Here is a 13,341-nt window from a genome sequence, read left to right as displayed (position 1 = left end):
GCATGACGACAACGCTGTACGGCATCCCCAATTGCGACACCGTCAAGAAGGCGCGGGCGTGGCTCGCCGAGCATGGCGTCGCCTATCACTTCCACGACTATAAGAAGCAGGGCGTCGATGCCGCGCGGCTTGCCAAGTGGAGCGAGCAGGTCGGCTGGGAGCGGCTGGTCAATCGCGCGGGCACCACCTTTCGCAAGCTGCCCGATGCCGACAAGGCGGTTGCCGATGCCGATGCGGCGATCGCGCTGATGGTCGCCAACCCGTCGCTCATCAAGCGGCCGGTGGTCGAATATCCCGGCGGATTGCTCGTCGGCTATTCGCCCGAAGGCTTCGCCGCGGCGCTGGGCTGAGCGCGGTCGGCGGCGCTGGCATCGTCGTTGTATCTGCGTTACGATTGGGCTCGGGCGCCGCTTCGGGCGCGGGCATGAGAGGACATCCGCCATGTTTAAACGGCCTTTGCCCGGCTGGTATTGGATCGCAGCGGCGTTGATCGTGCTGTGGGGCGCGATGGGGGTGTTCGCCTTCTATACCGATGCGACGATGTCCGATGCGGCGCTGGCGGCGCTGCCCGCATGGGATCGCGCTTTTTATCAGGCGCGACCGGGCTGGTTCGTCTGGGTCTATGGCATCGCCACCTGGGGCGGGCTGCTCGGCGGCATCGCCTTGCTCGCCAAGCGGCGGCTGGCGATCGCGTTGTTCGGGGTTTCGCTCGCGGCGATCGTCGTCCAGTTCGGCTATGTGTTTCTGGCGACCGATATCGTCGCGGCCAAGGGCGCGGCGGCGACGGTGCCGTTCCCGCTGCTGATCGCGGCGGTCGGCGTGGTCCAGCTGTGGCTCGCGCGAACCGCGGCGGCGCGCGGCTGGCTGCGGTGAGGCTTGCCGCCGCGCTTGGCGTTTGGGCGCCGAGGCTCTAGAGCGCGGCGCAATGTCCACGACCTTCACCCTCGACACCGGCACCAGCCGCGCCAACCCCACGCCGGCACCGATGCGCCGGCTGACCGTGCCCGCAATCGCGGCGCGCAAGGGGGGCGAGCCGATCGTGATGCTCACCGCCTATACCGCGCGGACGGCGCAGCTGCTCGATCCGCATTGCGACATGCTGCTGGTCGGCGACAGCTTGGGGCAGGTGATCTATGGCCTGCCCTCGACGCTGTCGGTGACGCTCGACATGATGTGCGCGCATGGCGCGGCGGTGGTGCGCGGCAGCTATCATTCGGTGGTGGTGATCGACATGCCCTTCGGCAGCTATGAGGCGAGCCCGCAGCAGGCGTTCGCCTCGGCGGCGCGGATCATGGCCGAGACCGGCGCGGCGGCGGTGAAGCTCGAGGGCGGCGCGGCGATGGCGCCGACGATCGCGTTCCTGGCGCAGCGCGGGATCCCGGTGATGGCGCATATCGGGCTGACTCCGCAGGCGGTGAACGTGCTGGGCGGCTATGGCGCGCGCGGGCGTTCGGATGCCGAGCATGCCAAGATCCTTGGCGATGCGCGCGCGGTTGCCGATGCCGGCGCGTTCGCGCTGGTGGTCGAGGGCGTGGTCGAGCCGCTGGCGGTGGCGATCACTGAAGGCGTGTCGTGCCCGGTGATCGGCATCGGCGCTTCGGCCAAATGCGACGGGCAGGTGCTGGTGACCGAGGATATGCTGGGCATGTTCGAGCGCACCCCGCGCTTCGTGAAGAAGTTCGACGACATGGCTGGCCGCATTTCCGCCGCGGTTGCGCACTATGCGGCCGACGTACGCGGGCGCAGCTTTCCGGGGCCGGACCAGCTATATCAACCCAAGCCCTGACCGATCCGATAGACCATTTCGTTTCGCCCGCGCTGCGGCTAATGTCCGCCGCCGCAATACCGCATGGAGTTCCCCTTGGCGTTAACCCCCCAGAATAACGACCAGTTCGCTCGCGAAGTCGACGAGGAACTGCGCCGGGAAGAATTGCGCAGCTTCTGGCAGCGTTGGGGAATCGCGCTGATCGCGGGGATCGTGCTGGCGCTCGCCGCGCTGGCGGGCTGGCTGTGGTGGCAGCAGCATCAGGTGACGCAGGCGGGGGTGCAGGGCGAGCAATTCTCCAAGGCGCTCGAAAGCCTGGGCGCGCAAAAGGCCGATGCGGCCAAGGCGCCCTTGGCCGAGCTCGCGGCCTCGGATGCCGCGGGCTATCGCGCGATGGCGCAGTTCACCCAGGCCGATATCCTGCTGCAGGCCGATGATCTGAAGGGCGCCGCCGCCAAGTTCGCCGCGGTCGCCGCCGATGGCTCGCTGCCGCAGCCCTATCGCGACCTGGCATTGGTGCGTCAGACCAGCGCCGAATATGACACGCTGAAGCCGGCGGCTGTGATCGACCGGCTGCGCGGCCTCGCGACCAAGGACAGCCCGTGGTTCGGCAGCGCGGGCGAGATGGTCGGCATCGCTTACATGCGGTTGGGCCGCAACGCCGAGGCGGGGCGGCTGTTCGGCGAAATCGCGCAGGCCGAAACCGTCCCCGAAACCATCCGTCAACGCGCGGTTCAGCTCGCCGGCGTACTCGGGGTCGACGCGGTCGACACCGACCAGGAAAAGAAAGCGGCATCATGATCAATCGGGTCAAATTTCCCATCGCGTTGCTCGCGATGACCGCGCTGAGCGCGTGCGGGATCTTCAAGGGCGGCGACAAGAAGACCCCGGTGCTGGGCAATCGCGTGCCGATCCTGGTGTCCGAAAGCGATACCGAGGTCGATCTGACGCTGGCGGGGCAGGAAGTGCTGCTGCCGCCCGCGGTGGCGAACACCGGCTGGACCCAGCCCGGCGGCAATGAATCGAAGGCGATGGGGCATCTGGCACTGGCGGCGCAGCCGACGCGCGCCTGGTCGGTATCGATTCCCGGCGGCGACACGCGCGTTCGGCTTGCCGCCACCCCGGTGATCGATGGCGCGCGGCTATACGTCTCCGACGTCAACGGCGCGGTGCACGCGATCGACACCGCGACCGGCGCGACCGTGTGGCGCGCCGAAACCGCGCGCGGTGACGAGAACCAGAATGCGCGCTTCGGCGGCGGCGTGAGCGTCGAGGGCGACCGGCTCTATGCCAGCAACGGCGTCGGCGACGTGGTGGCGATGAACATCGCCGATGGCAGCGAGATCTGGCGGGTGAAGCCCGGCGGCCCGCTGCGCGGTGCGCCGACGATCGCCAACGGCGCGCTGTACATCCTCACCCAGGACAACCAGCTGTTCGCGCTCAACACCGCCGACGGCAAGACGATCTGGACGCAATCGGGCTCGCTCGAGGCGCAGGGGGTGTTCGGCGTCGCCGCGCCCGCCTCGGCGCAGGGCACCGTGGTCGCGGGCTTCTCGTCGGGCGAACTCAACGCCTATCGCTACGAGAATGGCCGCTCGGTCTGGGCCGACAGCCTGTCGCGCACCAGCATGACGACCTCGGTGTCGAGCCTGGCCGATATCGATGCCTTCCCGGTGATCGACAATGGGCGGGTCTACGCCGTCGGGCAGGGCGGGCGGATGGTTGCGCTCGAAATCCTCAGCGGCCAGCGGCTTTGGGAACAGAATATCGCGGGCATCTCGACTCCCTGGGTCGTGGGCGAATGGATCTTCGTCGTGACCGACGAAGCGCGACTGATGGCGATCTCACGCGGCAATGGCCGGATCCGCTGGATCTCGCAGCTGCCGCGCTGGCGCAACGAGAAGAAGAAGTCGGGTGCGATCCGCTGGGTCGGGCCGGTGCTGGCGGGCGATCGCCTGCTGGTGGCGAGCTCGCGCGGCGTGGTGGCTTCGGCATCGCCCGCCGACGGAACGCTGACGACGATCGCCGAGGGCAAGACCGGCTACACGCTGCCCCCGGTGGTGGCGGGGAACACGATGTACCTGCTCGACGATGCGGGCGAGCTGAGCGCGTATCGGTAAGTTAAATCCCCCTCCCGCTTGCGGGAGGGGCTAGGGGAGGGCATGTCCGGGTGCGGTGGCGTTCGATAACCCCACCCCCGACCCCTCCCGCAAGCGGGAGGGGGGAAGAAAATCGCCTCCCACCAGGTAATATCCATGCCCCTGCCTACCGTCGCCATTATCGGCCGCCCCAATGTCGGCAAATCGACGCTCTTCAACCGCCTGGTCGGCAAGAAGCTGGCGTTGGTCGACGACCAGCCCGGCGTCACGCGTGACCGGCGCGAGGCCGATGCGCATTTGCTCGGTCTCGATTTCCGCATCATCGACACTGCTGGTTTCGAGAACGAGGATATCGCAACGCTGCCCGGGCGGATGCGCGCGCAGACGCAGGCGGCGCTCGACGAGGCCGATGTCGCGCTGTTCCTGGTCGATGCGCGCGACGGGCTGACGCCGATCGACGAGGAAATCGCGCGCTGGCTGCGCGTCGCCGACGTGCCGGTGATCCTGGCCGCGAACAAGGCCGAGGGGCGACTGGCGCAGAGCAGCATCTACGAGGCGATGTCGCTCGGCTTCGACGACCCGATCGCGCTGTCGGCCGAACATGGTGAAGGCATCGCCGACCTGTTCGACGCGCTTCGCCCCTATATCGAACGGCTCGAACAGGAGATCGAGGAAGAGGATCCCGAGGATCCCGACGCGATCCTGAAGCTGGCCGTCGTCGGCCGCCCCAATGCGGGCAAGTCGACGCTGATCAACCGCATCCTCAACCAGGAACGGCTGATCACCGGCCCCGAGGCGGGCATCACCCGCGATTCGATCGCGATCGACTGGGTGTGGACCGATGCCGAGAACAAGGACCGCCGAGTCCGGCTGATCGACACCGCGGGCATGCGCAAGCGCGCCAAGGTGCAAGAGAAGCTCGAGAAGCTGTCGGTTGCCGACGCGCTGCGCGCGGTCGATTTCGCCGAGGTCGTCGTGCTGCTGCTCGATGCCACCAAAGGGCTCGAGGTGCAGGACCTCAAGATCGCCGACAAGGTGCTGCAGGAAGGCCGCGCGCTGGTGATCGCGCTGAACAAATGGGACGTCGCCGAGAATGCGTCGAGCCTGTTCAACGGGGTGAAGGGCGCGCTCGACGAGGGGCTGGCGCAGGTCAAGGGCGTGCCGCTGCTGACGGTGTCGGGCGCCACGGGCAAGGGGCTCGACGTGCTGTTGCGCGTGGCGTTCGAAACCCGTGCGGCGTGGAGCCGGCGCACCTCGACCGGCGCGCTCAACCGCTGGTTCGAAAAGGCTATCGAGGCCAATCCGCCGCCCGCCCCCGGCGGCAAGCGGATCAAGCCGCGCTACATCACCCAGAACAAGACGCGCCCGCCGACGTTCGTGCTGTTCGGCACCCGCGTCGATCTGTTGCCCGAGAGCTATCGCCGCTATCTGGTCAACAGCATGCGCAAGGAATTCGACATGGGCGCGGTGCCGGTGCGGCTGATGCTGCGCGCCTCGTCGAACCCGTTCGACCACGACAAGTGAGCGATGCGCCGCTGCGGATCGACGCACGCGGGCTAAAATGCCCCTGGCCCGCGATCCGGCTGGGCCGCGCGCTGCGCGGAGGCGCGGCGATCGTCGAGATCAGTGCCGACGACCCCGCCGCCGAGCGCGAACTGGCGGCACTGGCTTCGGCGTGTGGGGCGGCGTTCACGCGTTTGGAATCACAAGTTTTTCGTATCGAGACGCGGGCGGTGTAACCGGTCATTTACCCCGGCGCGCTAGACCTCAGCCGTCTGCGATCTGGCGGATGGGAGGCATTGCATGATCCTTGGCGCCGATACTGGTTCGCTGGTGAATATGGCGACCCTGTCGCAGGCGCGCGCCGAATTGGGCGCGAATTTCGTGCGCATCCTAGGGTATTTTCGCGAGGACGGGATCAAGTCGCTCGACCGCATCGAAGCCGCGATGCGCGGCGGGATCGCGGCGGCGATGGTGATCCCGGCGCACACGCTCAAGGGCGAAGCCGCGCAGTTCGGTGCCGATCAGCTCGCCGAGCTTGCCGAAGCGATCGAGATGATCGCGCGCGATTGCGTGGAGACGCATGATTCACCCGATGAGGCGCTGGCGCATGTGGTGCGGTTGCGGCCCCTCTTCGAGGCGACGCTGGCGCTGCTCGAAACGGAGGCAAATCCGCTGGTGGCGCGCAAGTCGGCGGTCTTCGGGCGCCGCGCGGTCTAGCCGGGGGCGCCGTCCGCCATTCGCGCAGGCCGCGCGAACGGCGGATCGCGACGATCAGTCCTTCTTGTCGGCGTCGGCCTCGGCCTGCGAGTTCAGCTGGACATAGTTTTGCAGCCCCATCCGCTCGATCATGTCGAACTGGCGTTCGAGCGTGTCGAGATGGCTCTCCTCGCTGTCGAGGATGCGGCGGAACAGGTCGCGGCTGACATAGTCGCGGACCTTCTCGCAATGCTCGATCGCGTCGCGCAGCAGCGGGATCGCTTCTTCCTCGAGCGCGAGATCGCCCTTGAGGACTTCCTCGACGGTTTCACCGATGCGCAGGCGGCCGAGCAGCTGGAAATTGGGCAGGCCGTCGAGGAAGAGGATGCGTTCGGCAAGCCAATCGGCATGCTCCATCTCTTCGATCGATTCCTGGCGCTCGAACTTGGCGAGCTTGTGGACGCCCCAATGGTCGAGCAGGCGATAATGCAGCCAATATTGGTTGATCGCGGTCAGCTCGTTCTTGAGCGCCGTGTTCAGATATTCGATGACTTGGGGGTCGCCCTTCATGGTCGCAGCCTTTTTGGAATTAAGGCACGGTCATAGCGCGGCGAGCGCCAAACGAACAGGGAAAAATCGGCGGTTTTCCGCGGGTTTCAGCCGCTGCGAACGCTACGCAGCAGCGCGTTCGGCGTCGATAATGGCTCGCGCGAACGGGACGCACTGGCCGCATTTGGCCTGGCAGCCGAGTGTGCGATACGCCTGGCAGGCGCTCATCGCACCGTTGCGTGCAGCGGCGCGTACTTCGCGTTCGCGGATGGCATTGCAGACGCAGACGACCATGAGCACCCTCGCTTTGTTGGATGCATGCTACGGCTAATGCGAAACGCTCGCAAGCGTTATTGCGTCGCTCTCGCAACTTTTCGCAGCGGTTCGATCCGGCCGCGCGCCAATGAGCGCCAGAGCCATTCGAGCGGACCGTTCGAGAAACGCTGCAGCCAGGGCTGTGACCAGGCGAGGATCAGCGCCCAGACGAACAGCATAATCGGCACCAGTTCGGCGCGGTGGAGCTGCCCGAACAGCGCGAGGCCGTGGCTGTAGAAGATCGCGGTGCACACCAGGCTCGTCGCGATATAGTTGCTGAACGCCATCCGCCCGGTTGCCGCCAGCCGGCGGGCGATCGCGCTTCCTGCAGGGACGGCGAGCAGGATCAGCGCGATCCAGCCGAAGATCATTACCGGGCGCACCGGAACGGGCAAAGTGAGCACCGCCAGGACGATCGAATGGAGGTCGAAGCTGTGCGCCGCGACGTAGAAGGCGAGCAGCAGGTAGATCGGCAGCGAGATGCCGAAGCCCAATGTCGCGAGCCATAGCAACCGGCGTCGCTCCCAGCCGCCGGTGAGCAGCCCCGAGCGGAACGCCGCCATGCCGAACAGTATATAGGCCAGCGTTTCGAACCCGTTCTGCAGCAGCGCGTTCCACGGAGTGCCGGCATAGACGCGCCAACGAAACGCGACGGCATCGGCATAGCTGCCGCGATAGACAGCGAGCTGCTGCGCGATATGCGCGGGATCGGGGCGCCCGAAGGCGCGCTCGAGCTCGATCAATGTGCGCGCCGCTGCGGCGGGGTTGGGCGCGCCTTCCTGCGCCGCCGCGACCGCGACGGGCAGCCCCGCCATCGTGATCGTCTGGATCCCGACCAGCACGATGCCGGTGACGATCAGCTGGTGCGTCGCCTGACGCCGGAACGCATAGGCGATCATCCCCACCAGCGCATATTGCGCGAGGATGTCGCCCCACCAGATCAGGTACAGATGCGCCAGCCCGAAGGCGAGCAGCCAGCCCATCCGCGCGAAATGCACCTGCGCCGGGCTTCGGCCATCGGCCTGCGCGCGCTCGATCACCAGCAGCATCGATGCGCCGAACAGCACCGAGAACAGCCCGCGCATCTTGCCGTCGAACAGCACGAACTGCGCAAGGTAGAGCAACGTGTCGAGCGCGCTCGCCGGGCCGGTCGCGGTCGGGTTCAGATAGGCGGCGGGGACGTTGGCGAAGGCGACGATGTTCATCGTCAGGATGCCGAGCACCGCCACCCCGCGAACGATATCGAGGCTCGGGAAGCGGGTGTCCCTTCCCGAGCCTTGGGGAATCACGCCGCGACTTCGCCCTGCATCAGTCTGGGCAGGAAGCCTTCATGCGCCGTGCGCAGGTCGTCGAGCGCAACAGTCCAGTCGCCGGCGTCCATCTCGAACACGATCTTGTCGCGGATCGTGCGGCCAAGCCCGTCGACCGCGACGTCGGCACGGTGTGCGGATGCCATGAAATCGGCCAGGCAGGTGTCGCAGACCGTCACGACGTACACGCCCTGGTCTTCGCCGAAGAAGCTTTCGGCCATGCCGAAGGGCTGTACCGAATCGATCAGCGCGCCGATGTTCGATGCCAGCGCCATCTCGGCGACCGTTACCGCAAGCCCGCCATCGGAGACGTCGTGGCACGCGGTGATCGCGCCGCACGCGATCTGGCTGCGGACAAAGTCGCCGGTGCGGCGTTCGGCCTTGAGGTCGACCTCGGGGGGCGGGCCTTCCTCGCGGCCATGGAGTTCGCGCAGGTACAGCGACTGGCCGAGATGGCCGGCGCGCTCGCCGATCACCAGGATGACGTCACCGAACCCCTTGAAGCCGATCGTTGCCGATTTCGACCAGTCAGCGAGCAGCCCGACGCCGCCGATCGCGGGGGTGGGCAGGATTGCCGATCCGCCGCCGGTCGCCTTGCTTTCGTTGTAGAGCGAGACGTTGCCGCTAACGATCGGGAAGTCGAGCGCGCGGCAGGCATCGGCCATCCCTTCGAGACAGCCGACGATCTGGCCCATGATCTCGGGCCGCTGCGGGTTGGCGAAGTTGAGGCAATTGGTGATCGCGAGCGGGGTCGCGCCGACCGCGGTGAGGTTGCGCCAGGCTTCGGCCACCGCCTGCTTGCCGCCCTCGACCGGGTCGGCGAAGCAATAGCGCGGGGTGCAATCGGTGGTGATCGCCAGGCCCTTTTGCGTGCCGTGGACTCGCACCACCGCGGCGTCGCCGCCGGGGCGCTGGACGGTGTCGGCGCCGACCATGTGGTCGTACTGCTCCCAGATCCAGCGGCGGCTGGCGATGTCGGGCGTGCCGATCAGCGCGAGCAGGTCACGGGCCACGTCGTCGCTTTCGGGAACGTCGGTCAGCGCATCGCGCGGCGGGGTGGGGACGTGCGGACGGTCGTAGAGCGGGGCTTCGTCGGCGAGCGGCGCGAGCGGAATGTCGGCGACGGTCTCGCCCTTCCATTTCAGCACCATCCGCCCGGTATCGGTGACGCGGCCGATCACCGCGAAATCGAGCTCCCATTTGCGGAAGATCGCCTCGGCCTCGGCCTCGCGGCCGGGCTTGAGCACCATCAGCATGCGTTCTTGCGATTCGGACAGCATCATCTCGTACGGGGTCATGCGGGTTTCGCGCTGCGGCACGTCGTCCATGACGAGCTCGATGCCGACCCCGCCCTTGCTCGCCATTTCGACCGAGGAAGAGGTGAGGCCAGCCGCGCCCATGTCCTGGATCGCGACGATCATGTCGGTCGCCATCAGCTCTAGGCACGCCTCGATCAGCAGCTTTTCGGTGAAGGGGTCGCCGACCTGAACCGTCGGGCGCTTGGCGTCGGCATCGTCGCCGAAATCGGCCGAGGCCATCGTCGCGCCGTGGATGCCGTCGCGCCCGGTCTTCGACCCCACATAGACGATCGAATTGCCGATGCCCGACGCCGCCGAATAGAAGATCTTGTCCTGATCGGCGATGCCGACGGTCATCGCGTTGACCAGGATGTTGCCGTCATAGGCGGGGTGGAAGTTCACCTCGCCGCCGACCGTCGGCACGCCGACGCAATTGCCATAGCCGCCGATGCCGTGGACGACGCCCGAGATCAGGTGGCGCATCTTGGGATGATCGGGGCGGCCAAAGCGAAGCGCGTTCATGTTGGCGACCGGGCGTGCGCCCATCGTGAACACGTCGCGCAGAATGCCGCCGACCCCGGTCGCCGCGCCCTGATAGGGTTCGATGTACGACGGGTGGTTGTGGCTCTCCATCTTGAAGATCGCCGCCTGGGGCTTCCCGTTGGGTCCTGGGCCGATGTCGATCACGCCGGCATTCTCGCCGGGGCCGCAGATCACCCAGGGGGCCTCGGTCGGCAGCTTCTTCAGGTGGATGCGGCTCGATTTGTAGCTGCAATGCTCGGACCACATGACCGAGAAGATGCCGAGCTCGGTCAGGTTCGGCTCGCGCCCCATCGCGTGGAGGACGCGGTCATATTCCTCGGGCGACAGGCCGTGCTCGGCGACGATTTCGGGCGTGATCTGGGTCATGGCTTGCCCTTAGCCGGGGGCGGGGCGGGGGGCTAGAGCGTGAATGCCCTCCGACACGGGGAGGGACTAGTTCTTTCGCCCCGAAAGGAACCGATCGACCGCTGCCGCCGTCGCGTCGGGCGCTTCCTCCATCGGCAGGTGGCCGATGCCGGGATAGGTCACCAGCTCGGCACCGGGGATGTGGCTCGCCAGCCAGTCGCCCGACGACGCCGGGATCATCCGATCGTCGATGCCCCACAGGATCAGCGTCGGCGCCGCGATCCGGCCGAGCGCCTCGGGGGTGGCGGGGGTGTTCGGGGTCGCGAAACGGTCGATCGTCGCGAGGCGATTGCCGGGGTAGCGGAGCAATTCCCAATAGAGGTCGATCGCCGCGGCATCGACCTTGGCGGGGTCGCCATAGGCCGAAGGCAGCGCCTGTTCGATCCAGCTGCGCGGCGTGACCATCGTCGCCAGGTCGCGCAGCACCGGCAGGCGGGCGATGCGCATCACCAGCGGCGGCTCGGCATATTGCGGGTCGGGCTGGCCGGTCGAATCGACGAGCACCAGCGCGTTCACCCGCGCGGGATGCGCCAGCGCATAGGACCAGGCGACCCCGCCGCCCATCGAATTGCCGCCGATCGCGAACCGGTCGATCCCGAGCACCCGCACCAGCCGATCGACGATCTCGACCTGCCGCGCGGTCGAATAATCGCGCGCCGGGTCTTCGCCGGTCAGCCCGTGCCCCGGCAGGTCGAGGCGGACGATGCGGTATCGCTGGTCGAGCCGCTCGGCCCAGGGCTCCCAGGTGTGCAGCGACGCGTTCGATCCATGGACCAGCAGCAACGCCGGTGCATTGCGCGGCCCGGTGTCGCGTACATGCAACGTCAGGCCGTCACCAAGATCGACGAATCTTGAATCGGTACCGCCATATTTATCCCGCATGGCGGCGGCGTCGGTGTCGGGCGTGCGGAAGATAAACAACGCTAAGATGGTGACGACGATCAGCGCGACGAACGCACCGATCAGCCATTGCCACCATCGCATCAGGCGGCGTCCTCGCGCGCCAGCCACTCTTCCAGCCACTTGATCGTATAGTCGCCGCGCTGGAAATCGGGGTCGTTGAGCAGCGCCTGATGCAGCGGGATCGTCGTCTTCACCCCGTCGATCACGAATTCCTCGAGCGCGCGGCGGAGCCGCATCAGGCAGCCTTCGCGCGTGCGCCCGTAGACGATCAGCTTGGCGATCATCGAATCATAATAAGGCGGGATGCGATAGCCGGCGTACAGCCCGCTATCGACGCGGACATGCATGCCGCCGGGGGCGTGGTAATAGGTCACCTTGCCCGGCGATGGCGCGAAGGTGCGCGCGTCCTCGGCATTGATCCGGCATTCGATCGCGTGGCCGTGGAAGACCAGGTCCTCCTGCCGCACCGACAGCGGATGCCCCTCGGCGATGCGGATCTGTTCGCGCACCAGATCGACCCCGGTGATCATCTCGGTCACCGGATGCTCGACCTGCAGCCGGGTGTTCATCTCGATGAAGTAGAACTCGCCGTCTTCCCACAGGAATTCGATCGTGCCCGCGCCGCGATAGCCCATATCGGCCATCGCCTTGGCGCAGATCGCCCCCATCCGCGCGCGGTCCTCGGCGCCGAGTGCGGGCGAAGGCGCCTCTTCGAGCACCTTCTGGTGGCGGCGCTGGAGCGAGCAGTCGCGCTCGCCCAGATGGATCGCATTGCCGTTGCCGTCGCCGAACACCTGGAATTCGATGTGGCGCGGGTTGCCGAGATATTTCTCGATATAGACGGTGGCGTCGCCGAACGCCGCCTTCGCCTCGCTGCCTGCTTGGGCCATGAGCGTTTCGAGCTGGTCTTCGGACTCGCACACCTTCATGCCGCGACCGCCGCCGCCCGAGGCCGCCTTGATGATCACCGGATACCCGACGCGCGCCGCGATCGCCTTGGCTTCGGCGAGGTCGCTCACCGCGCCGTCCGAGCCGGGGACCAAAGGCAGCCCGAGCGCGCCGGCTGTGCGCTTGGCCTCGACCTTGTCGCCCATCGTGCGGATATGTTCGGGCTTCGGCCCGACGAACATCAGATTATGCAGCTCGACGATCTCGGCGAATTTGGCGTTTTCGCTGAGGAAGCCATAGCCCGGGTGGATCGCGTCGGCACCCGAGACTTCGGCGGCCGAGATGATGTTGGGGATGTTGAGATAGCTCTCGCCCGCGGGTGGCGGGCCGATGCAGATCGCCTGGTCGGCCAGCCGGACGTGCATCGCATCGGCGTCGGCGGTCGAATGCACCGCGACGGTCTGGATGCCCATTTCATGGCAGGCGCGATGGATCCGCAGCGCGATCTCGCCGCGATTGGCGATCAGCAGCTTCTTGATCTGCGCCATTATTCGACCACGACGAGCGGCTGATCGAACTCCACCGGCTGGCCGTTTTCGACCATGATCGCACCGACGGTGCCCGCCGACGGTGCGAGGATCGGGTTCATCACCTTCATCGCCTCGACGATCAGCAGCGTGTCGCCCGCCTGGACCTTCTGGCCCGGCGAAACGAACGCCTTGCTGCCGGGCTCGGCCGACAGATACACGGTGCCGACCATCGGCGAGCGGACCGCGTTCGCCGCCGGATTGGGCGCGGGCGCGCCGACCTCGGCAGGCGCTGGGGCAGCGTTGGTCAGCGCGGGGGCCATGTTCGCCATCGGCGCGGCCTGCATCATCTGCGGCGCGATCATCACTTCGCGCGCGACGCGGACGCGGCGTTCGCCGTCCTCGACCTCGATTTCGGTCAGTTTCGTCTCGTCGAGGACCGCGGCGAGCTGGCGCACGAGATCGACATCGATTCGCATATTGCCCGGTTCGTCGTGTTCGTTGCTCATTGCGACCTATTTCTCTGTTAAGCGCGGGGCC

At 67.0% G+C, this 13,341-nt stretch carries 15 protein-coding genes; 8 read left to right on the top strand and 7 right to left on the bottom strand.

The features are described 5' to 3' along the window. Window positions 1-2: 2 nt before the first annotated feature. The 8 genes from NMP03_RS08385 (at window position 3) to NMP03_RS08350 (ending at window position 6,084) form a co-directional block, all read left to right on the top strand. Window positions 3-350 carry an ArsC family reductase gene (locus tag NMP03_RS08385; RefSeq protein ID WP_256504900.1) on the top strand — a complete coding sequence of 116 codons (348 nt, stop codon included), beginning with the start codon at window positions 3-5 and terminating at the stop codon, window positions 348-350. A 91-nt stretch (window positions 351-441) separates the two neighbouring features. Further along, window positions 442-873 (top strand): hypothetical protein, encoded by a 432-nt coding sequence (locus NMP03_RS08380; protein ID WP_256504899.1) that lies wholly within the window; start codon window positions 442-444, stop codon window positions 871-873. A gap of 52 nt (window positions 874-925) precedes the next feature. After that, window positions 926-1,786 carry a 3-methyl-2-oxobutanoate hydroxymethyltransferase gene (panB, locus tag NMP03_RS08375; RefSeq protein WP_256504898.1) on the top strand — a complete coding sequence of 287 codons (861 nt, stop codon included), beginning with the start codon at window positions 926-928 and terminating at the stop codon, window positions 1,784-1,786. A gap of 75 nt (window positions 1,787-1,861) precedes the next feature. Then, entirely contained in the window at window positions 1,862-2,566 is a 705-nt protein-coding gene (locus NMP03_RS08370; RefSeq protein WP_256504897.1) for a tetratricopeptide repeat protein, read from the top strand. Next, complete coding sequence (locus NMP03_RS08365; protein ID WP_256504896.1) at window positions 2,563-3,885, top strand: outer membrane protein assembly factor BamB family protein; 1,323 nt, start codon at window positions 2,563-2,565, stop codon at window positions 3,883-3,885. Before NMP03_RS08370 ends, NMP03_RS08365 begins: the two co-directional genes overlap by 4 nt. Before the next feature lie 135 nt (window positions 3,886-4,020). Beyond that, a complete protein-coding gene (der, locus tag NMP03_RS08360) occupies window positions 4,021-5,388 on the top strand; it encodes a ribosome biogenesis GTPase Der (protein ID WP_256504895.1) in 1,368 nt (455 codons plus the stop codon). Further along, entirely contained in the window at window positions 5,385-5,603 is a 219-nt protein-coding gene (locus NMP03_RS08355) for a sulfurtransferase TusA family protein (RefSeq protein ID WP_256504894.1), read from the top strand. Before der ends, NMP03_RS08355 begins: the two co-directional genes overlap by 4 nt. A 64-nt stretch (window positions 5,604-5,667) precedes the next feature. Further along, window positions 5,668-6,084 carry an Hpt domain-containing protein gene (locus NMP03_RS08350; protein ID WP_256504892.1) on the top strand — a complete coding sequence of 139 codons (417 nt, stop codon included), beginning with the start codon at window positions 5,668-5,670 and terminating at the stop codon, window positions 6,082-6,084. Between the two features lie 54 nt (window positions 6,085-6,138). Here the strand turns inward: NMP03_RS08350 and bfr are convergent, their stop codons facing one another. The 7 genes from bfr to accB form a co-directional block, all read right to left on the bottom strand. Further along, window positions 6,139-6,633, bottom strand: a complete 495-nt coding sequence (gene bfr, locus NMP03_RS08345) for a bacterioferritin (protein WP_256504891.1) — start codon at window positions 6,631-6,633, stop codon at window positions 6,139-6,141. A 102-nt stretch (window positions 6,634-6,735) separates the two neighbouring features. After that, on the bottom strand, window positions 6,736-6,906 hold the full coding sequence (locus tag NMP03_RS08340; protein WP_256504890.1) for a (2Fe-2S)-binding protein: 171 nt from the start codon (window positions 6,904-6,906) through the stop codon (window positions 6,736-6,738). A gap of 56 nt (window positions 6,907-6,962) precedes the next feature. Next, a complete protein-coding gene (locus NMP03_RS08335) occupies window positions 6,963-8,216 on the bottom strand; it encodes a DUF418 domain-containing protein (protein ID WP_256504889.1) in 1,254 nt (417 codons plus the stop codon). Continuing rightward, window positions 8,213-10,444: a phosphoribosylformylglycinamidine synthase subunit PurL gene (gene purL, locus NMP03_RS08330; protein WP_256504888.1), complete on the bottom strand. Its 2,232-nt coding sequence runs from the start codon at window positions 10,442-10,444 to the stop codon at window positions 8,213-8,215. The genes NMP03_RS08335 and purL overlap by 4 nt, the downstream gene beginning before the upstream one ends. 66 nt (window positions 10,445-10,510) lie before the next feature. Beyond that, window positions 10,511-11,467 (bottom strand): alpha/beta fold hydrolase, encoded by a 957-nt coding sequence (locus NMP03_RS08325; RefSeq protein WP_256504887.1) that lies wholly within the window; start codon window positions 11,465-11,467, stop codon window positions 10,511-10,513. After that, window positions 11,467-12,822 (bottom strand): acetyl-CoA carboxylase biotin carboxylase subunit, encoded by a 1,356-nt coding sequence (gene accC, locus NMP03_RS08320; protein WP_256504886.1) that lies wholly within the window; start codon window positions 12,820-12,822, stop codon window positions 11,467-11,469. The genes NMP03_RS08325 and accC overlap by 1 nt, the downstream gene beginning before the upstream one ends. Then, the gene (accB, locus tag NMP03_RS08315; protein ID WP_256504885.1) at window positions 12,822-13,310 is read right to left on the bottom strand and encodes an acetyl-CoA carboxylase biotin carboxyl carrier protein; all 489 of its coding nucleotides are present in this window, start codon (window positions 13,308-13,310) and stop codon (window positions 12,822-12,824) included. The genes accC and accB overlap by 1 nt, the downstream gene beginning before the upstream one ends. Window positions 13,311-13,341: the final 31 nt, after the last annotated feature.

The organism is Sphingomonas qomolangmaensis (assembly GCF_024496245.1).
Classification (GTDB): Bacteria; Pseudomonadota; Alphaproteobacteria; order Sphingomonadales; family Sphingomonadaceae; genus Sphingomonas; species Sphingomonas qomolangmaensis.
This window is presented reverse-complemented; position numbering and strand designations above follow the sequence as displayed.

Bases quoted from the DNA above. Each gene is read 5' to 3' on its own strand.
- purL (WP_256504888.1), bottom strand. From the start codon at position 10,444: ATGACCCAGATCACGCCCGAAATCGTCGCCGAGCACGGCCTGTCGCCC.
- der (WP_256504895.1), top strand. From the start codon at position 4,021: ATGCCCCTGCCTACCGTCGCCATTATCGGCCGCCCCAATGTCGGCAAA.
- NMP03_RS08340 (WP_256504890.1), bottom strand. From the start codon at position 6,906: ATGGTCGTCTGCGTCTGCAATGCCATCCGCGAACGCGAAGTACGCGCC.
- accB (WP_256504885.1), bottom strand. From the start codon at position 13,310: ATGAGCAACGAACACGACGAACCGGGCAATATGCGAATCGATGTCGAT.
- panB (WP_256504898.1), top strand. From the start codon at position 926: ATGTCCACGACCTTCACCCTCGACACCGGCACCAGCCGCGCCAACCCC.
- NMP03_RS08325 (WP_256504887.1), bottom strand. From the start codon at position 11,467: ATGCGATGGTGGCAATGGCTGATCGGTGCGTTCGTCGCGCTGATCGTC.
- NMP03_RS08380 (WP_256504899.1), top strand. From the start codon at position 442: ATGTTTAAACGGCCTTTGCCCGGCTGGTATTGGATCGCAGCGGCGTTG.
- NMP03_RS08365 (WP_256504896.1), top strand. From the start codon at position 2,563: ATGATCAATCGGGTCAAATTTCCCATCGCGTTGCTCGCGATGACCGCG.
- NMP03_RS08385 (WP_256504900.1), top strand. From the start codon at position 3: ATGACGACAACGCTGTACGGCATCCCCAATTGCGACACCGTCAAGAAG.
- bfr (WP_256504891.1), bottom strand. From the start codon at position 6,633: ATGAAGGGCGACCCCCAAGTCATCGAATATCTGAACACGGCGCTCAAG.
- NMP03_RS08350 (WP_256504892.1), top strand. From the start codon at position 5,668: ATGATCCTTGGCGCCGATACTGGTTCGCTGGTGAATATGGCGACCCTG.
- accC (WP_256504886.1), bottom strand. From the start codon at position 12,822: ATGGCGCAGATCAAGAAGCTGCTGATCGCCAATCGCGGCGAGATCGCG.